This window comes from Vulgatibacter sp., assembly GCF_041687135.1.
Taxonomy (GTDB): Bacteria; Myxococcota; Myxococcia; order Myxococcales; family Vulgatibacteraceae; genus JAWLCN01.
This window is the reverse complement of sequence record NZ_JAWLCN010000002.1, coordinates 753,692-772,695: the sequence shown is the minus strand read 5'-3', so window position 1 is coordinate 772,695 and position 19,004 is coordinate 753,692. Positions and strand designations below refer to the sequence as shown.

Annotated in this window: 15 protein-coding genes and 1 pseudogene; 11 read left to right on the top strand and 5 right to left on the bottom strand. The window is 72.4% G+C overall.

Features of this window, described 5'->3' with window-relative positions; genetic code table 11:
• Positions 1–47: 47 nt before the first annotated feature.
• Together ACESMR_RS07190 and ACESMR_RS07185 are read right to left on the bottom strand one after the other, a co-directional pair.
• On the bottom strand, positions 48–842 hold the full coding sequence (locus ACESMR_RS07190; protein WP_373046326.1) for an ion transporter: 795 nt from the start codon (positions 840–842) through the stop codon (positions 48–50).
• A 23-nt stretch (positions 843–865) separates the two neighbouring features.
• On the bottom strand, positions 866–1,519 hold the full coding sequence (locus ACESMR_RS07185) for a glutathione S-transferase family protein (RefSeq protein ID WP_373046324.1): 654 nt from the start codon (positions 1,517–1,519) through the stop codon (positions 866–868).
• 210 nt (positions 1,520–1,729) lie between these two features.
• On the opposite strand from ACESMR_RS07185, the gene ACESMR_RS07180 reads away from it, so the two are divergent.
• The 5 genes from ACESMR_RS07180 (at position 1,730) to ACESMR_RS07160 (ending at position 8,036) form a co-directional block, all read left to right on the top strand.
• Complete coding sequence (locus ACESMR_RS07180) at positions 1,730–3,445, top strand: FAD-dependent oxidoreductase (RefSeq protein ID WP_373046322.1); 1,716 nt, start codon at positions 1,730–1,732, stop codon at positions 3,443–3,445.
• Complete coding sequence (locus ACESMR_RS07175; RefSeq protein WP_373046320.1) at positions 3,442–4,833, top strand: FAD-dependent oxidoreductase; 1,392 nt, start codon at positions 3,442–3,444, stop codon at positions 4,831–4,833. The genes ACESMR_RS07180 and ACESMR_RS07175 overlap by 4 nt, the downstream gene beginning before the upstream one ends.
• Entirely contained in the window at positions 4,833–5,312 is a 480-nt protein-coding gene (locus tag ACESMR_RS07170) for a (Fe-S)-binding protein (RefSeq protein WP_373046318.1), read from the top strand. Before ACESMR_RS07175 ends, ACESMR_RS07170 begins: the two co-directional genes overlap by 1 nt.
• Positions 5,313–5,424: 112 nt before the next feature.
• Entirely contained in the window at positions 5,425–7,035 is a 1,611-nt protein-coding gene (locus tag ACESMR_RS07165) for an FAD-binding oxidoreductase (protein ID WP_373046316.1), read from the top strand.
• Positions 7,032–8,036: an FAD-binding oxidoreductase gene (locus ACESMR_RS07160; protein ID WP_373046314.1), complete on the top strand. Its 1,005-nt coding sequence runs from the start codon at positions 7,032–7,034 to the stop codon at positions 8,034–8,036. Before ACESMR_RS07165 ends, ACESMR_RS07160 begins: the two co-directional genes overlap by 4 nt.
• Here ACESMR_RS07160 and ACESMR_RS07155 read toward each other — a convergent pair.
• Positions 8,033–10,690 (bottom strand): calcium-translocating P-type ATPase, PMCA-type, encoded by a 2,658-nt coding sequence (locus ACESMR_RS07155; protein WP_373046312.1) that lies wholly within the window; start codon positions 10,688–10,690, stop codon positions 8,033–8,035. The genes ACESMR_RS07160 and ACESMR_RS07155 overlap by 4 nt on opposite strands.
• A 176-nt stretch (positions 10,691–10,866) precedes the next feature.
• Here ACESMR_RS07155 and ACESMR_RS07150 point away from each other — a divergent pair, with 176 nt between their 5' ends.
• The 3 genes and pseudogenes from ACESMR_RS07150 to ACESMR_RS07140 all read left to right on the top strand — a co-directional run.
• Positions 10,867–11,793, top strand: a complete 927-nt coding sequence (locus ACESMR_RS07150; protein ID WP_373046309.1) for a diacylglycerol/lipid kinase family protein — start codon at positions 10,867–10,869, stop codon at positions 11,791–11,793.
• 61 nt (positions 11,794–11,854) lie between these two features.
• Complete coding sequence (gene pdxH / locus ACESMR_RS07145) at positions 11,855–12,436, top strand: pyridoxamine 5'-phosphate oxidase (protein WP_373046307.1); 582 nt, start codon at positions 11,855–11,857, stop codon at positions 12,434–12,436.
• A 1,277-nt stretch (positions 12,437–13,713) separates the two neighbouring features.
• Positions 13,714–14,121 (top strand): annotated as a pseudogene (locus tag ACESMR_RS07140) (LamG-like jellyroll fold domain-containing protein); the annotation flags it as partial.
• A gap of 123 nt (positions 14,122–14,244) precedes the next feature.
• On the opposite strand, the gene ACESMR_RS07135 reads toward ACESMR_RS07140, so the two are convergent.
• The gene (locus ACESMR_RS07135; protein ID WP_373046304.1) at positions 14,245–15,594 is read right to left on the bottom strand and encodes a patatin-like phospholipase family protein; all 1,350 of its coding nucleotides are present in this window, start codon (positions 15,592–15,594) and stop codon (positions 14,245–14,247) included.
• Between the two features lie 127 nt (positions 15,595–15,721).
• Here ACESMR_RS07135 and ACESMR_RS07130 point away from each other — a divergent pair, with 127 nt between their 5' ends.
• Together ACESMR_RS07130 and thiD are read left to right on the top strand one after the other, a co-directional pair.
• Entirely contained in the window at positions 15,722–16,333 is a 612-nt protein-coding gene (locus tag ACESMR_RS07130) for a hypothetical protein (protein WP_373046302.1), read from the top strand.
• 41 nt (positions 16,334–16,374) lie between these two features.
• The gene (gene thiD / locus ACESMR_RS07125) at positions 16,375–17,241 is read left to right on the top strand and encodes a bifunctional hydroxymethylpyrimidine kinase/phosphomethylpyrimidine kinase (RefSeq protein ID WP_373046420.1); all 867 of its coding nucleotides are present in this window, start codon (positions 16,375–16,377) and stop codon (positions 17,239–17,241) included.
• Here thiD and ACESMR_RS07120 read toward each other — a convergent pair.
• On the bottom strand, positions 17,159–18,403 hold the full coding sequence (locus ACESMR_RS07120) for a threonine/serine exporter ThrE family protein (RefSeq protein WP_373046299.1): 1,245 nt from the start codon (positions 18,401–18,403) through the stop codon (positions 17,159–17,161). The two genes, thiD and ACESMR_RS07120, sit on opposite strands and share 83 nt — an antisense overlap.
• Positions 18,404–18,696: 293 nt before the next feature.
• On the opposite strand from ACESMR_RS07120, the gene ACESMR_RS07115 reads away from it, so the two are divergent.
• Complete coding sequence (locus ACESMR_RS07115) at positions 18,697–18,957, top strand: hypothetical protein (RefSeq protein WP_373046297.1); 261 nt, start codon at positions 18,697–18,699, stop codon at positions 18,955–18,957.
• The last annotated feature ends 47 nt before the right edge of the window (positions 18,958–19,004 follow it).

The following is a 19,004-nucleotide window of genomic DNA, read 5'->3' as shown; positions in this document are numbered from 1 at the left end:
GCTTCTCGCGCGGGGGCGGGCGGCTCGTCGGTGGCGAGCTGCAGGGCTCACAGCTCCGTCGCGCAGTACTTGCAGAACTCCGCGTCGGGGTCGTGGCCCTGGCGGCCGCAGCCGGGGCAGGCGATGTCGGTGGTGGGGCGGCCGGCGCGGGAGAGCTCGACGGTGACGATGCCGGTGGGCACGGCGATGATCGCGTAGCCCATCAGCATCACGATCACCGAGAGCCCCTGGCCGAGGGGCGTCTGCGGCGAGATGTCGCCGTAGCCCACGGTGGTGAGGGTGACGACCGCCCAGTAGACGCCGGTGGGCACGCTGGTGTAGCCGTGCTCGGGCCCCTCGACCACGTACATCACCGAGCCGAAGAAGGTGACCAGGGTGATCACGGCGAGGATGAAGACGGAGATCTTCCGCACGCTCGCCTGGAGCGCGGTGAGGATGATCCGCGCTTCGCTCAGGTAGTTGGCGAGCTTGAAGACGCGGAAGATCCGCAGCAGGCGCAGCACGCGGATGGTGAGGAGCTGCTGCGCGCCGGGGATGAGTACGCTGACGTAGGTCGGCAGGATCGCCAGCAGGTCGATGATCCCGAAGAAGCTGCGGGCGTAGTGCAGCGGCCGCTGCACCGCCCAGAGCCGGAGCGCGTACTCCACCGTGAAGAGCACGGTGAAGAACCACTCGATCGCATAGAGCGTCTCGCCGTACGCCGCACGGATCGACGAGACGCTCTCCAGGATCGCCGCGGTGACGCTGGCGAGGATCGCCACGATCAGCGCCACGTCGAACGCCCTGCCGGCGGGGGTGTCGGCTTCGAAGATGGTGCGGCGGAGACGTTCGCGTGGGGTCACCGGGCCATTCTAACAGGCTCGTTTCAGCTCTTGCTGAAGGCTTCGAGCCAGGGGGCTGCCTCGGCCAGGACCTTCTGCCAGGACGGCCGCTCGGACAGGCGCGCCGCATAGGCGGTCAGGTGCCGGTGATCGGTGTAGGGGTGGATCCGCTGCAGGAAGAAGAGCGGCGGGGTGGCGGCGCAGTCGGCGAGGCTGTAATCCGCGCCGGCGAGCCACGTGGAGCCCTGCTCGGCGAGGCGCTCCTCGAGGACGCCGTAGGCGCGGTCGAGGAGAGAGCGGGCGACGCGGGTGCCGCGGGGATCGCGGTCTTCTGGGGCCCGCATCCCGTCGAAGACCACCTTCGCCATCGGCTCGCTGAGGCAGCCGTCGGCAAGCCGGTCGAGCATCCGCACCTCGCGGGACTTCGTCCGGTCCGCGGGGATGAGCCTGGGGCCGCGCTCCGGGAAGCGCTCGTCGAGCCACTCGGCGATGAGGCTCGACTCGGGGAGGCGGAGGCTCTCCTCGGGCACGACGAGGAGCGGAATCTTGCCGAGCCCGTAGACCTCGCGCTGGTAGGCAGCCTTCGCCTCCGGGCTGGTCACGTCGACCAGCCTGGGGGTGAAGGAGACGCCCTTCTCGTGGAAGGCGAGGAGCGTCTTCTGGGAGTAGGGGGAAACCGGGTGGTAGTGGAGCTGCATGGGGACCTCCTGGCGATGGGCGGGCAGTGTCGCGCTTGTCGCTGACGCGCGGGAGCGCGGGAAATTGCACCACCGCCAGCCGCGCCATCGGCGCCATCGGCCAGGTGGCCGATTTCGCCCTCTCCGGGGCGGGCTTGCTGCGCCGCGGCATTGCGGCGCCTCCGGGGGGTGAGCAGGGTAGGGCTTTCTCCGGCCTGCGGAGGAGCCTTCGTGTACGACCTCATCGTCATCGGCGGCGGCGTGAACGGCACCGGCATCGCCCGGGACGCGGCGATGCGCGGCTACCGCACCCTCCTCGTGGAGAAGCGCGACTTCGCCGCCGGCTCCTCCGGCGCCAACTCCGGGATGATCCACGGCGGCGTGCGCTACCTCCGCTACGACCGCAGCGTCACCGAGATGGCCTGCATCGACTCGGGCTACATCCAGCGGATCGCCCCGCACCTGCTCTTCCGGATCCCCTTCCTCTTTCCGCTCCGGGCGGAGGACCCCGCCGATCCCTCGCTGCAGGAGCGCTTCCTCCGCTACGGCGTCGAGGTCTACCTCGGGCTCTACGACGTCTACCAGCCGCACAAGCGGGGCAAGCAGAGCGCGGTGCTGTCCGCCGAGGAGGCCTACGACCTCGAGCCCGCCCTCGCGCGGGATCTGATCGGCGCCATCTCCTTCGACGAGTGGGGGATCGATCCCTTCCGCCTCTGTGCGGCGAACGCCGTCTCGGCGAAGGCGCACGGGGCGACCTTACGGACCTACGCGCAGGTGACCGGCTTCCTCCGCGGTGAAGCGGGCAGGGTCGAGGGGGTGACGCTCCGCGACGAGGCCACCGGCGCCGAGGAGGCGCACCGCGCCCGGGCGGTGGTCCTCGCCTGCGGGCCGTGGTCGCCGAAGGTGGCGAAGCTCGCAGGGGTCGAGGTGAAGATCCGACCGGGCAAGGGCGTGCACCTCACCCTCGATCGCCGCGTCTCCAACTATGGCGTGATCTGCAAGACCGTCGACGGCCGCGACATCTTCGTGATGCCGCATGAGCAGACCTCGATCGTCGGCACCACCGACGACGATTTCTACGGCGATCCGGATCACCTCCAGGTCACCGAAGACGAGGTCGCCTACCTCTGGGAGGCGGCGACCAGGAGCGTGCCCTCGGTGCGGCACGCGCGGATCCTCCGGGCCTGGGCCGGCGTGCGGCCGACGATGTACGAATACGGCAAGCTCGAGGACGCCCTCTCCCGCGAGCACGCCATCGCCCACCACGACGCCGACGGCGCAAGCGGTCTGATCAGCCTCGTCGGCGGCAAGCTCGCCTCCTACCGGATCATGAGCGAGGAGGTGGTGGACGCGGTGGAGCGCGTGCTCGGCGAGCAGCACCGGCCCTGCAGGACGCACCTCGAGCCGCTGCCCGGCGGCGACGCCTTCCCCGACGTGCCGGAGCTCGCCGGGCGCTACCGGCTGCCGCAGGTCACGGTGGAGCGGATCGCCTACCGCCACGGCGCCCTCGCCGCCTCGATCTGCGAGCTGGCGGATCGTGAGCCGCACCTGCGCACGCCGATCTGCCGCTGCGAGCAGGTGATCGCGGCGGAGCTCGCCTGGTCGATCCGCCACGAGGAGGGACGAAGGCTCCTCGATCTGCGCCGGCGCAACCGCCTCGCCATGGGGCCCTGCCAGGGAACGGATTGCGCCGCCGCAGCAGCTGCGGTCCTTGCCCGCGAAGCGGAGCTCGCTCCGGCGCAGCAGCGGCGGGAGCTCGCCGACCTGCTCCAGATGCGCTGGAAGGGAAAGCGCGCCGTGCTCGACGGCGAGGGGCTGGCGCAGGAGGAGCTCTCCCGCTCGATCCACCTCGGCGCCGGTGCGCTCGGCGAAGCGCCGCTGGCGGAGCGGGCGCCGAAGGCAGGTGCCACGGGGCAGCCCACCAAGGCCGACGAGGATGCAGCATGAGCGTGGGGCTGCGGGGCAGGGCCGTGGAGGGAAGCATTCGCGCCGACGTGGTGGTGATCGGCGGCGGCATCGCCGGCGCCGCTGCGGCGCTGGCCGCGCGACGGAAGGGCCGGCAGGTGGCGCTCGTGCGCCGCGCCTGGGGCGCCACCGCCCTCTCCGCGGGATTGCTCGACCTCGCCCCCGATCCCTTCGCGTCGCCGGCGCAGCCACTCGGCGAACGCCGCGACGTGCGCGGCTGCATCCGGGCGCTGGCGCTGCGCAGCCCGCGGCATCCCTGGTCGCTCCTCGCGGAGCGGCTCGAGCGGCTGCCGGCGCTGCTCGGACGCGCGGCGGAGGAGAGCGGCGGCAGGCTGCGCTTCACGCCGCTCGAAGCGGAGAATCGCTGCGTGCTCACGCCCCTCGGCACACTCAAGACCAGTGCCGGCGGGCAGGACGCGGTGCTGCGGGGCGATCTGCACCACGGCGGCCGCATCGGCGTGGTCGGCTTCGCTCGCCATCCCGCCTGGGACGCCGAGCTCCTCGCAGCGTCGCTCGCCGAACTCGCTACGGTGGCGGGCCTGCGCTGCGGCGCCGCCGCGGTGCCCACCGATTACCTCGACCGGATCGACGACTACGCCCTGCGCCCGCTGCAGCTCGCCGCGCGCATCGAAAAGGATCCCGACCGCCTGGTGCAATCGATCCGCCGCGCGTTGCCGCCCGGCGTCGACCGATTGCTGCTGCCGCCGCTGCTCGGCACCGACGATCCGGCGCCGGTGCTCGCCCACCTCGAAGCGGCGCTCGGCCTGCCCTGCGCCGAGCTGCCTGCGGCGAGCACCGCGCCGCTCCCGGGCCTGCGGCTGCAGCGCCTCCTCGAAGCACGCCTCGAGGCGGCAGGGGTGCAGCTCCTCCACGGCGAGGCCACTTCGGACGGCGACGTCGCCGGTCTGCGCGTCACCGCGCCCCTCGCGCCGATCCTCGATCCCAGCCATTTCGACGAGGGCCGGGCCACGGCGGAGCCGCCGCCGCCGCCGTCGCATCGGGTGGAAGCCGTCGCCGTCGTCCTCGCCACCGGCCGCTACGTCGGCGGCGGGATCCGCCGCAACGGCAGGCTCCGCGAGAGCGTCTTCGATCTGCCGGTGGCGATCGACGGCGGGATCGATCCGGGCAGCTGGCCCGGCTCCCTCACCAGCGTGGAGAAGGGCGGCGAGCAGCCTGCGTTCCGTGCAGGCGTCGCCGTGGACCGCCAGCTGCGTCCCCTCGACCGCGACGGGACGCCGCGGGACACGAGGCTCTTCGCGTGCGGCTCGGTCCTCGCCGGCAACGACCCGGCGCGGGACGGCGCCGGCCTCGGCCTCTCCTGGTGCACCGGCTGGCTCGCAGGTGAAGCGGCGTGTGGGGAGGGGGGCTGATGGGTTCTTCGAAGCTCGGCGCCGATCTCTATCTCGCCTGGCGCGCCGCGGTGGTCCACCCGCTGCGCCGGCTCCTCGACAAGGAGCCGCAGGGCAAGGAACGCTTCCTCGCCAACTACGGCCCCGAGGGGCTGGTGCCCACCACGCCCCGGGACAAGGCGATGCTCGCTGCAGCGGGGCGCTGCATCTCCTGCGGGCTCTGCGACCAGCTCGACGGGCAGCTCGGCGCCGTGGCCCGGGGCGAGTACCAGGGCGCCTCCCTCCTGCCGCGCCAATACGCCCGCTCCTCGGTGGAGCTCCACCGGGCGAAGGCGGCGATCGAGGCGATCGATCCGGCGGCCTACCGCGCCGGGGAGGCGGTCTGCCCCACCCGCGTGCCGCTCGTGGCCATCGCCGCCTGGCTGCAGGAGCGTCTGGCCCGGGTGCTCTCGTTCGCAGCCGACGAGGGAAGGCGGCTGCCTCCCTCCACCGGGTGTTGATCCGGCACCCACCTCGCCCCACCGAACCCGATGGGCCGTTGGCGCCGGGCCGCGTCGGGCTTAGCGTCGATCCATCCTGCGTAGACGATCCCTTCGCTGCTGAGGAGGCGACATGGCCGGCGTGCCCGAGGTCCCTCTCGTTTCCCGGAAGGCAGCGCCGCCGGGCGACGCTGCGTTGGCCGCCGCCCTCGCCGAGCGGCTCGGCAGGGATCGGATCGCCACCACGCCGGAAGCTCGCGACGAGGCGAGCCGCGATCTCTGGCCCAGGAGCCTGCTCTGGCTCCGGGCGGACGACACGCCGCCGCCTCCCGACCTGATCTGCAGGCCCCGCTCGGTGGAGGAGGTGGCGGAGCTGATCCGCTTCGCCCGCGAGCGAGGGGTGGCGGTGGTGCCCCACGGCGCCCGGAGCGGCGTCTGCGGCGGCACGCTCCACCTCCACGGCGGCGTGGCCCTCGACCTCCGCGGCCTCGACCGGGTGCGCTCCGTCGACCCCGAGCGACTGGAGATCGAGGTGGAGGCCGGGGCGATGGGCTGGCCGCTGGAGCAGCGCCTCGCGGCGCAGGGCCTCACCCTCGGCCACTTCCCCTCCTCGATCGCCCTCTCCACGGTGGGCGGCTGGGTCGCCGCCCGTGGCGCCGGGCAATCCTCTTCACGCTACGGAAAGATCGAAGACCTGCTCCTCGGCCTCGAGGTGGTGCTCGGCACCGGCGAGGTGGTGCGGCTCGACCGGCCGGCGGCGGGAAGCGATCTGCTCGAGCTCTTCCTCGGCAGCGAGGGGATCCTCGGCGCGATCACCGCGGCGCGGCTGCGGCTCTTTCCCGCGCCGGAGGTGCAACTCCCCCGCGGTTACCGCTTCGCCTCGCTCCACCGGGCGCTGCAGGCGATGGAGGAGATCTTCCATGCGGGGCTGCGCCCCAGCGTGGCGCGGCTCTACGATCCCTTCGACACCTGGATCGCCCTCGGCGCCCACGCAGCCGCAGACGGCGACGCAGGGCCGCAGCTGCAGCCGCCGGTTCGCGCCGACCTCCGGACTTCGCCGGAGCGGGGATCGCTGGGCCGAAAGGGCGCGACGCTCGCCGGCAGCGCGAAGAAGCAGGCGCTCCAGGGTGCCCTCTCCCTCGCCCGGCCGCTGAACCTCGCCGCCGGGACGCTCCGTTCCTGTCTCCTCGTGCTGGTGCACGAAGGACCCGCCGGCGAGACCCGCGCCGAGGCGGCGCGGACCCGGGCGATCTGCGCGGGCCACGGCGGCACCGATCTCGGCGAGGGGCCCGGGCGGCGCTGGCTGCGCAAACGGTGGGCGGTCTCCTACCAGCTGCCGAAGATGTTCGACGCGGGCACGTGGGTCGACACCTGCGAGGTGGCGACCTCGTGGGGAAGGGTCGAGCCGCTCTACCGCGCGATCCGCCATGCGGTAGCGCCCCACGCCTTCGTGATGGCGCACTTCAGCCACGCCTGGCCCGACGGCTGCTCGATCTACTTCACCTTCAGCGGGCCGGCGCCGTCGGTGGAGCGCGGCCTGCGCTCCTACGACGCGGCGTGGCGCGCGGCCCTCGACGCGGCGGCGGCGGAGGGCGCCACCATCACCCACCACCACGGCGTCGGCGTGCTCAAGGGGCCGTGGCTCGAGGCGGAGCTGGGCGCTGGCGGCCTCGCGCTGCTGCAGGCCACCAAGCGTGTCTGCGATCCCGACGGGATCCTCAACCCGGGGAAGCTGGTGCCATGAGAGCGAGCTCCACGACCTTGCCGGAGAGCGAAGCGATCGAGCACCTGGCCAGCGTCGCCGCGGGCGAGGTGGAGATCGACGCGGCGATCGTGCGGGTGCGCCCGCGCAGCGTCGAGGGGGCGCGGCGCGCCATCGCCGCTGCTGCGGAGCGCGGCCTGCGCTTCGAGGAGGGCGGGCTCGTGCTCGATCGCAGCGGCCTCTGCCACGTGGGCCTGGTCGATCCCCGGGCGATGTGGATCCACTGCGGCGCCGGCGCGCCGCTGCGCGCGGTGGAGCGGTCGCTCACGCGGGCGGGCCTCACCCTGGGCTCCCAGCCGCCTTCGATCTTCGAGGGGACGGTGGCCGATTGGCTCGAGGGGCCGTATGCGGGGCGGCGAGCGATGGACGGCAGGCTCGAGCCCGGCGTGGCGGCGATCGAGGCGGCGCTGCCGGACGGCACGGCGCTCGCCACCAGGGCGGCGCCGCGCTCTGCAGCAGGCCCTGCGGTGGCGCACCTGATCCTCGGTGGCGGCGGCGCCTGCGGCCATCTCCTCGGCGCCACGCTCAAGGCGCAGCCGGTGCTGCGCAAGCGGGAGGTAGTGGCGATCGAGGGCGAGGGGGCGAAGCTGGCGGCGCTCCTCGCCCGCACGCTGCGCACGCAGCTCCTGCCCTGGGAGGTTTCGCTCGTCGGGCCTTCGCTCCTCGAGGTGGTCTGGCCGATCGAGCGGGAGGACCAGCGGGTGGCGCTGCAGTCGCTGCGCCGCCATGGGCAGGAGGCAGGGCTGCAGGTGCTCCGCCGCCAGCTGCAGGAGCCGAGCGCCGGGGTGGAGACGGAGCTTCCGACCGCCGAGCTGCAGCGGATCTTCGCCGCCGTCCGGGAGGGCGAGACCTTCCGTTTCGTGCGCCTCTCCCGGGAGAGCGTGGTGGCGGTGGGGCCGCGGCAGCTCCCCGGCGGCCTGCGGCAGGGCGGCGATCTCCTCGGCAGGATCGCCGCCGCCCTGCGCGCCGGCGGCGGCCGTTAGGCCGCTGCCCTGCGCCGCGGCCAGAGCAGCTTGCGCAGCTCCTCCGCCAGCAGCACCGACGACGCCACCGCGATGCAGCGCAGCCACTCGCTCGAGGTGAGCGGCGTCGTGGAGAGCAGCCGGTTGAGGAAGTGCAGCTCCACCGCCGCCACCTGGAGCAGGAGCACGAGGGCGAGCGCGATCCAGAGCGCACGGTTGCGCAGCGCGTGCCGGGTGAAGGCGGTGCGCCGCAGCGCCCTGGCGTTGAAGACGTTGAAGAACTGGAAGAGAACGAAGGTGGTGAAGGCCATGGTGCGGCCGCGGTCGACCGAGCTCTCGGCGCCCTGCACGAAGAGAAAGAGCGTTCCCGTCGCCATGATCGCGCCGAAGAAGGCGAGGTGGACGAAGCGCCCCAGGGTGAGGATCCGCGCGGTGGGCGAGCGGGGCTTCTCCTGCATGATCCCCGGCGCCGGCGGATCGACGCCGAGGGCCATCGCCGGCGGGCCGTCCATGATCAGGTTCACCCAGAGGATCTGCACCGGGGTGAAGGGGATGGGCAGGCCGAGGATCGGTGCGAAGAGGAGGACGAGGATCGCGCCGATGTTGGTGGAGAGCTGGAAGCGGAGGAATTTGACGATGTTGTCGTAGATGGCGCGGCCCTGCCGTACCGCGCCGACGATGGTGGCGAAATTGTCGTCCGCGAGCACCATGCGCGCCGCCTCGCGGGTGACGTCGGTGCCGGTGATCCCCATCGCCACGCCGATGTCCGCCGTGCGCAGCGCCGGCGCGTCGTTGACGCCGTCGCCGATCATCGCCACCACGCCGTCCCGAGCCTGCAGCGCCCGGACGATCCGCAGCTTGTGATCGGGGGAGACGCGGGCGAAGACACCGACGTTCGGGACGCGCTCCCGCAGCGCGGCGTCGTCCATCCGCTCGAGCTCGGCTCCGCGCACGCCCTCGCCCTCGATGCCGAGCTCGCGGGCGATGGCGCTGCCGGTGAGGACGTGGTCGCCGGTGATCATCCGCACCCGGATGCCGGCCTCCTTGCAGCGCGCGATCGCCTCCTTCGCCTCCGGACGCGGCGGATCGACCAGGCCGACGAGGCCGAGCCAGGTGAGGTCCTGCACGAGATCGTGGAGCGCACCTTCGTCCCCCGCCTGCACCGCCTCGCGCTCGACCAGCCGCGTCGCCACCGCGATCACCCGCAAGCCTTCCGAGGCGAGCTCCTCGTTCTGCCTCGTGAACGACTCCCGCTCGATCGGCGCCGGCTCGGCGCCGGTCCACGCGTGGGCCGATCTCTCGAAGAGCACGTCCGGCGCGCCCTTGACGAAGAGGCGCACGCGGCCCTCCTCCTCGTGGAAGGTCGCCATGAATTTGTGGAGCGAGTCGAAGGGGATCTCGGCGACGCGCGGCCTCTCCTTGCGGAGCTGCTGCGGATCGGCCCCGGCCTTCTCGGCGAGGATGAGGAGCGCCGCCTCCATCGGATCGCCGGCGATCTTGCCGTCGCGCACGTCGCTGTCGTTGCAGAGCACCACCGCGGGGATGAGCGCCTCGAGCACCCCGCGCTCGCCGGTGATCTCGCCGTCGCGGGTGTAGCCCTCGCCGGTGACGTCGCAATGGCCGACGCCGCTGCAGATCCGGCGCACGGTCATCTGGTTCACCGTGAGGGTGCCGGTCTTGTCGGTGCAGATGTCCGAGGTGGAGCCGAGGGTCTCCACCGCCGACATTCGCTTCACGATGGCGCGGCGCTGCGCCATCCGCCGCATGCCGAGCGCCAGCGTCACCGTCACCACCGCAGGGAGGCCCTCGGGGATCGCCGCAACCGCGAGGGCGACGGCGCTCATCAGGATCTCCACCGGCGGCGTGCCGCGCAGCCACTCGGCCACGGCGATGATCACCACCACCACGCCGGCGATCAGCGCGAGCCGCTTGCCGAGGATGTCGACCTGCTTCTGCAGCGGCGTCGGCGACTCCTCCGCCCGCTCGAGGAGCGAGGCGATCCGGCCCATTTCGGTAGCAGCGCCGGTGGCGGTGACCACGAGCTCGCCCTTGCCGCGGGTGGCGACGGTATTCATCCAGCCGAGGTTGGAGCGATCGCCGATGCCGAGCTCGGGATCGTCCAGCCGATCGCGCTGCTTCGGCACCGGGACCGACTCACCGGTGAGGGCGGATTCGTCCACCTCGAGCCCCTGCACCTCGACGAGGCGGCCGTCCGCCGGGAGCCTGTCGCCCGCCTCGACGAGGACGATGTCGCCGGGGACGACCTGCTCGGCGGCGAGGGCGACCACGCGCCCTTCGCGCCGCACGCGCGCCTGCTGCGCGAGCATCCCCTCCAGCGCCGCCACCGCCTTCTCGGCGCGGTACTCCTGGAAGAAGCCGAGGGAGGTGTTGAGGACCACCACGAAGCCGATGACGATCGCGTCCTTGAGGTCGCCGACGGCGAGGGCGAGGAGGGCCGCGCCGACGAGGATGAGGACGAGCAGGCTCTTGAATTGGGCGAGGAGCAGGGAGAGGGCCGAGCGGCCCTTCTGCCTGGGGAGGCGATTGGGGCCGTGGCTGGCGAGGCGCGACGCCGCCTCGTCGCCGCCGAGGCCCGCGCGGCTCGACGCCAGGGAGGCGAGGACCTCATCCGCCTCGCGGCACCAGGTGGGCGCCTTCGCTTCGTCCGTGTTCACCGCTCCTCCGGCATTGGCTCGCTGCTGCAGATCCGGAATGGTGTGCACGAAGGGGCGCGGGCGGCCACCGGTTCCGCAGCGGATTTCGGGGGATCCGCGACGCCGCGCGCCTTGCTCCGGCGGTGCCGGAAGGCCATGATGCGCCCCTTTTCGGTCTTTTGCGGTAGAGGGGGCCCATGGGCCGGCGCGTCGTCTTCGTCATCAACCCGAGCAGCGGCAACGGATCGACCGGCAGGGAGTGGCGCGCGATTGCCAGCCGCATCCACGAGCGGATCGGCGATTTCGGCGAGCTCTACACGACGAGGCCGCTCGAGGCGACGCAGCTCGCGAACCGCGCCCTCGAGGGCGGGGCCGACGTGGTGGTCGCGGTGGGCGGCGACGGCACGACCAACGAGGTGGTGAACGGCTTCTTCGGCCCGGACGGCAAGCCCGTGCGGCGGGGCGCGACGCTGGCGGTGCTGCCCCGCGGCACCGGCAGCGACTTCCTCAAGAGCTTCCACACCACCAACACCGTGGACGCGCTGGCGCTCCGCCTCGCCGCCGGCAAGGTCCGCAAGCTCGACGTCGGGCGGCTCCGCTACGTCGATCACGGAGGCGCGGAGCAGCTGCGGCATTTCGTCAACATCGCCTCCTTCGGCTCCTCGGGCCTCATCGACCGCTACGTGAACGCGTCCACCAAAGCGCTGGGTGGCAAGGCCTCCTTCGCCATCGGCGCGGTGCGGGGGCTGCTGGCCTGGAAGGACCAGCGGGTGCAGCTCCGCTTCGACGACGGGCCGTGGGAGGAGATGTCGATCACCTGCGTCTCCGTGGCGAACGGGCAGTTCTTCGGCGGCGGGATGTGGGTGGCGCCCGATGCGCAGGTCGACGACGGCCTCTTCGACGTGACCATCTGGAGCGGCTACACGCTCCTCGACTTCGTCACCAAGAGCCGCAAGATCTACGACGGCAGCCACGTGAAGATGCCGGGGACGCGCACCCTGCGGGCTCGCAAGGTCGAGGCCCGGTGCGACGCCGAATGCCTCCTCGACGTTGACGGCGAGGCGCCCGGCAGGCTGCCCGCCACCTTCGAAATCGTCCCCGGAGCGCTCACGCTGCTCGCGTGACGCTGGCGCTGCCCGGCCCGAGGTTCTATCAGTCCCCGGACTGGCTCTTCCGGAGGACCGCATGGACGAGATGAACCCGATCGAGCGCTTCACCGCAGCGCTGCAGCGCGCGGAGGAGGCGGGGGTGCCGCTGGCCAACGCCACCGCCCTCGCCACCGCGGACGCCAACGGCAGGCCTTCGGTGCGGATGGTGCTGCTCAAGGGCGCCGACGAGCGGGGATTCGTCTTCTACACCAACCTCGGCAGCCGCAAGGCGCGGGAGCTCCGCGACCGTCCCTTCGCCAGCCTCTGCTTCCACTGGACCACCCTCGAGGAGCAGATCCGGGTCGAGGGCCGCGTGGAGCAGGTGAGCGACGAGGAGGCGGACGCCTATTTCGCCTCGCGGCCCCGCGGCAGCCAGATCGGCGCGTGGGCGTCACGGCAGAGCGAGACCCTGGACGACGCCGCTGCGCTTCGCGAGAAGGTGCGGGCCCTCGAAGCGCAGTACGAGGGGAAGGACGTGCCGCGGCCGCCGTTCTGGTCGGGCTTCCTGCTCCGGCCGGAGACGGTGGAGTTCTGGTACGGCAAGCCGGACCGGCTCCACGATCGACTGGTTTTCACGATGCGTGAAGACGGCTGGACGCTGCGGCGGCTCTATCCCTGAGTATGGGGGCCTGATTCCCCCGGTTGGGGGGTGACGCATGGGGTTGTCCTCCGGTGGCCCGGGGGGGCGCCCTCCGCGCCCTGACCAACGACCGGGGAATTCCATGGGCTCGATGCACGTGCGTCGTCTGCCTCTGCTCGCCGCCGTGCTGGCGGCTGGGCTGTGGGGCTGCGGGACCGATGATTCGAAGGGTGGCCCCGGCGGGAGCGGCGGCGTGGGCGGCATCGCCGGCAGCGGCGGCTCAGGTGGCGCCGGCGGAACGGGCGGCACCGGCGGCACCGGCGCGACGGGCGTGACCGTGGGCGAGGTGCTGCAGAACGTGCTGCGGGTGCCCTACGAGGTCGGCACCGGCGAGTGGCTCTACTTCGGCGAGGCCGCGCCCCGCGCCACCTCCACCGGCGTGACGTCGATCCGCGGCGTCGAGATGGACGACGCCACCTCGAGCTACTGGATCGTGGCGCACACCCGGAAGATCAACAACGGCGCCGACGACGAGACGGTCTTCTACAACCTCGTCCTCGAGGACTACGACGTCGAGGACATCGTCCTGCAGAAGGGCAGCACCCTCCACTTCGTCTACGTGCAGGACACCGATCGCGACGGCCTCGGCGATCGCGCCGAGCTGGTCTACGGCACCGACCCCAACGACAGCGACACCGACGACGACGGCGCGTCGGACTACCTCGAGGTCGGCGGCTGGATGGTGCCCGACGAGAGCGGCGTTCGCGTCTTCCCCAACCCGCTGCACCCCGACACGGAACTCGACGGCGTGAGCGATTACGACGAGTACCTCGCCAATCCGCGGACCAATCCCACCGACATCGCGAGCCGCCCGCCGGTGGTACAGGGCATGTCGGCGTCGGCTGCGGGGATCACCGCCACCCTCGACGTCGCCTTCTCCGATCCCGACTCCAACGACCGGGTCGGCGCCCTCTTCGTCGACTGGGGCGACGGCACCGCGGTGGAAGAGGTGGCGATCCGCGCAGGCGAGACGAACCGGCAGCTCCTCCACGACTACGACGCGCTGGGCAGCTTCACGATCACCGCCTGGGTGCAGGACCTGCGTGGCCTCGACAGTCCCAGCCGCACCACCGGCGTGACCCTCACCGTGCCGACGGCGGGCCTCCTCGCGTACTGGCCGTTCAACGGGAGCGCCGGCGACACCACCAACACCTACGACGCCACCTTCACCAGCGCGTACTACGGCGCCGACCGCTTCGGCTTCGCGGGCAGCGCCGCCGACTTCGACTACAACTCCACCAGCAACCTCGGTCGCGGTGGCGCCGCACGTCCCCTTCGGCACCAGCTTCACCATCGCCGCCTGGGTCCACGCCGACTCGCAGGGCAACAACGATCGGCTGGTGGGCCAGGGCGACCACTTCAACCTCTACTTCTCGTCGTCGAACAAGGTCGCCTTCGGCATGCTCGATGGCTGGCAGCCGAACTCGAACGGCGTGCGGGTGATCGACGCGGGCACCCACCCGGACTACACCTGGACCCTCTACGTCGGTGTGGTCGAGGCGGGGGTCGGCAACTCGACGCTGCGGCTCTACAAGGACGGCGTCGAGGTCGCTTCGCAGAGCTTCGCCCAGACGTTCACCAACCCCGGCACCTGCCGCTTCTACATGGGCCACATGCCCGGCGCCAGCTCGTGCACCGACACGCAGGTGGACGAGTTCGCGCGGGTGGACGCGATGCTCGACGACGTCCGGGTCTACGGCCGGGCGCTCTCCGCTGGCGAGGTGGGGCTGCTCGTCGTGCACGCCAGCGGCGTCGTCTCCCTCCGGGGGGCGGCGCCGCTGCCGTTTTCAGCGGGGCTGCGGCGCCTCGAGCTGCGCCGCTTCCGCAGCGCACTCCGGCTCGTCGGAGAAGAAGCGGATCCACTGCTCCTTCCGGTCGCGGGCGTCGCGCCTGCCGAGATCGACGAGCACGTCGGCGAAGCCCCCGTCGAAGAGCAGGTAGGAGGCGAGGTCGGCCTTGTCGCGGGCCTCGGACTCGACCATGCGACGGATGAAGCCGCCGACGAGGCCGCTCGCCCGGTTCTTGAACTCGGCGGAGCGGCAATAGTCGGCGGCGAGCTTGCCGAGATCCTCGGAGGGGTGGACGAGCAGGTTGCGCACGTAACGCATCGGCGAGTTGCGCATCGGCACCAGCGCGGAGTTGAGCACGCCCTCGAAGCTGGGGCCGTAGGCGGTGGTGCCCGCCTCGAGGATCGCGTTGAAGCGCCGCAGCCGGTTCAGGTCCTCGTCGACGCGGTCGAGCAGGAGCGCGTCAAGGGTCTTGCCGAGGAGGAAGGGGCCCGAGGGGTAGTTGTTCGCAGGTGGCTTGCGCTCGCGGCGCAACGGGAGCCTGCGCTGCGGCTTCGCTGCTGCCTCCGGCATCGGCGGCTGGAGGTCCTGCCCCGGCGGCAGGAGTGTGCTCGCCACCGGCCGCTGCCGCAGCGAGAGGACGATGACGCGCTCGGCGCCCAGGCGCAGCGCCGGGGAGATCGGGACGTTCTGGCGCAGGCCACCGTCGACGTAGAGCTCGCCGCTCACCGGCACCGCCGGGAAGAGGAGCGGGATCGCGGCGGAGGCGAGGGCGTGGAAGGGGCCGATCCGCGCGGCGAGGGCGCGGTAGTGGGGATCGCTGCTCCAGGGCGGGGCGTCGCGGCCCGCGCGCTGGATGAAGACGGTGGTGTGGCCGGTGGCGACGCGGGTGGCGGAGACCGAGAGGGCGTGGAGCCTGCCGGTGCGGATGTTGCGGCTGATCTCGCGCCAGGGGATCTGCTTGCGCACGATCTCCTCGAGGCCGAGGGGGTCGACGAGACCGCCTGCGCGGCGGTCGCCCTCCACCGGCGAGCGGCGGAAGAGGTCCCGGGCCACGCGGAAGAGATCGCCGGCGCCGACCCGGAGCACGTCCTCGATGCGGAGGCTGCGCCACTGATCGACGAGGGCCATGCCCTGCTGCGCGGGGATGGCGGCGGTGCCCGCTGCGAAGCAGGCGTTGATCGCGCCCACCGAGGTGCCGGAGATGATGTCGATGTCGACGTGGCCGCCGAGCTCGCGCTTGAGCTCGCCGCGGAGGTAGGAGAGCACCCCGGCTTCGTAGGCCCCACGGGCGGCGCCGCCGCCGAGGACGAGTGCGGTGCGAAGTCTTCTGCGTGGGCGAGCGGGCAAGGATCCTCCGGTTCGGCGCCACGATACCGCAGCCCCGTGCCCTGCGGCAGCGGCAGGTTGTGGCCCTTGCCTGCGGGGGTCGCACCGGCGCATGCTCGCGAATCGTCGGTACCCGGGGGGCCCTGCTATGGTGCGTTTGCTCTGGATCGTTCCGTCGTTTGCGGCGCTGGCGGTGGTGCCGCGTCTCGCCCACGCCTGCATCGGCGCGCCTCCCCCGGCGGAGCGCTTCGAGGTGGCGGGGCAGGGCCTGGAGCGCGAGGCGGTGGTGCTCTCGCCGCCGGTCGAGGTGCGGGCGGCGGTGGTCCACCACCAGGCCGAGGAGCCGAGCGGCTGCGAGCCTGCCGCGAAATGCGGCGGCGGGGATTACGACGCGGTGGTCGTCTCGGTGACGCCGCCGGAAGGGATCGATCCCGAGGCGATCGGCTACCGGATCCGCGTGGTCTCCGGCACGGTGCCCGAGGGGCTGGACATCGAGCGCGACGTCGCGTCGCCGCTCTACGGGGAGGACCTCGTCTTCTTCGGTGCCGGCACCGAGCCGCTGGAGCTCCTGCTCGAGGTCTCGACCCTCGATCGACTCGGCAACGAGAGCGCGCCGGTGGAAGTGCTGGTCGCGGACGAGGGAAGCCCGCATCCCGCCGACGCGCGCGGCGGCTGCAGCGCCGCGGGCAGGGCGGGCGCCCCCTGGCTGCTCGCGCTGGCGGGGCTCCTCCCCTTGCGGCTGAGGGCGTCCCGGCGGTAAGGCAGCCCCGTAGCAACGGCAGTCGCTACGGGAGCTGCACCATGCGCAAGGCCCTCACCATCGCCGGCTCGGACTCGGGCGGCGGCGCCGGCATCCAGGCGGACCTCAAGACCTTCCAGCGCTTCGGCGTCTTCGGCACCAGCGCCCTCACCCTCGTCACCGCGCAGAACACGGTGGGCGTGCAGGACGTCCACCTGCTGCCGGTGGAGGTGATCGCCGCCCAGATCGACTCGGTGGTGGGCGACCTGCGCCCCGACGCGGTGAAGACCGGCGCGCTGGGCTCGGTGTCGATCATCGAGGCGGTGGCGGACGCGGTGACGCGGCACGGGCTCGCGCCGCTGGTCGTCGATCCGGTGATGATCTCCAAGCACGGCGACGGGCTCCTCGGCCCCGAGGCAGTGGAGGCGCTGCGGACGCGGCTCTTTCCCCACGCCTCGCTCCTCACCCCCAACCTCCACGAGGCGGGCGCGCTGCTGGGGACCGCGTTGCGCGACGAGGACGACATGCGCGAAGCGGCCCGGGCGCTGGCGGCGCTGGGACCGAAGGCCGTGCTGATCAAGGGCGGCAGCCTCGGCGGCGGGGAGGCCTTCGACGTGCTCTGGGACGGCGTCGATCTCCATCGCTTCGCCACGCCGCGGGTCGAGACCCGCAGCACCCACGGCACCGGCTGCACCTTCTCCGCGGCGATCACCGCGCACCTGGCCCAGGGCCTCGCGCTGGGCGATGCGGTGGGCAGGGCGAAGGTCTGGATCCACCGCGCCATCGCCTCGGCCCCGGGGCTGGGCAGGGGCGTGGGCCCCGTCGACCACGGCGTGACCCCGCCGTTCAGAGCACCTTGCGCGGCGGCACAACGGCGTTGGCGAGGAGCAGGCCGGCGACGATGCCCACCGCCACCATCACCATGGTGAACGCGGTCTCCACGCCGCCGAGCACGTTGTGGGCGAGCAGCGCGTCGAGGGAGCGGAAGCCCACGCTTCCCGGCACGAGGAGCAGCATGCCGGGGAGGATCGTGATCACGCTGGGTTTGTCCTTCCAGCGGGCCAGGGCGTTCGAGCCCATGCAGAGCAGCAGCGAGCCGACGAAGGCGCCGAGCTGCGGGCCCAGATAGGTCGAGCCCACGCCTGCGGCGAAATAGGAGACCGAGCCGCCGATGATGATCCAGACCGCGTCGCGGTAGCGGCTGCGGAAGAGGACGGCGAAGGAGCCCACGCCGAAGACCAGCGCGGGGAGCATCACCCAGCCCGGCAGCGGCGGTGGGGCGGGCAGGTCGGGGACCGGCGGCAGCACTTTGTCGAGCTGGCTCGCCAGGGCGACGCCGAAGCCCATCTGCAGGAAGGTGATGAGCGCGCTCATCGCCCGGGACGTGCCGGAGACGAGGTTGCGGGTGGCCAACTCGGTGAGCGCCACCGTGAGCGTGAGGCCCGGCAACAGGACGATGAGGCCGGCGATGATCGCGAGCTGCACGGAGTAGGGGCCGAGGACGCGGGTGCCGGCGATGGCCAGCGCTGCGGCGAGGAAGGCGCCGAGGACCTCGAGCATTCGGGCCAGCCCGGGGAAGCGCCCCGTGCTCACGGCGAGCAGGCCGGTCACCGCGCTGATGAGCAGCGCCACCAGCACCTCGCGGGCGCCGCCGCCGAGGAGGTAGGCGGCGCCGCCGGAAGCGATGGAGAAGGCGGCCACGGTGATGCGGGGGCCGTAGGGCGGCGGGCTGGTGAGGATCTCGTCGAGGCGCCGGGAGGCGAGGGCAGGCTCGCAGGTGCCGTGCATCACCTCGGTGGTGAGTTCGTCGAGGGCGGCGAGGCGGGCGAGATCCACGTCGCCGGGCTCCACGCGGATCATGCAGCTGCGCAGATCCTCGGGCGGGCCGAAGGAGGCGATGATCGCCGTGGGTGTGGAGTAGAAGCGGCCGGTGAGGCCGAAGCGGGCCGAGACCACGCTCATCGCCTGCTCGAGGCGGTGGGCGGGAACGCCGTAGCGGTGGAGCGCGTGGCCGAGGCGCAGCGTGAAGGCGAGCCCCGGGTCGCTCGGCGCCTGCTCGTTCATCGGCATCGACATCGGCAAGCTGTTCACGGGATCCGTCCCTCCTCCGATCGCATCGAAGCGGCGGCGCAATACCGGAGGTTGGCGCGCGGTGTCAAAGGGCGGGCAGGCGGGGGCCGCGGGTTCTTCGGTGGGCGCGGGCGCGCCGGCGAAGTAGCATGCGCCCCGAAGCGCCCGGGGACGGGCGTGCTGCGCCGCCGGGGGCCATTTGGCTTTGGCCTCCCGGGGCCGGAAATGGCATGGATCGGCTTCCGGCCAGGGGCAGCGGCTTCCCCGGCTTGCGAGCCCCCGGGGCGCAGCCGAAGAGATCTCGAGGAGTGGCCATGAAGTGGGTGGGAAAGATCCTGGTGCCTGCGGCCTTCGTGCTGCTGGTCGGCTGCGGCGAGACGAACGGCGAGGACGGCGAGCCGAGCAGCGACGGCGGTACGCCCTGCACCGACATCGACCAGTGCGAGGGCTGGTGCGAGCCGCCCTTCGGCTCCGAGCTCGGGGACACCGTGACCGGCACCTGCTCCGACGTGCTCAACGCGCCCTGCCGCGAGGTGGTGGAGAACGGCGTCTACACCGCCCTCGTCTGCGACTGACCGAAGCGCGCGGGCCAGACGCAGAACTGCCCGGTGAGCCCCGCAGG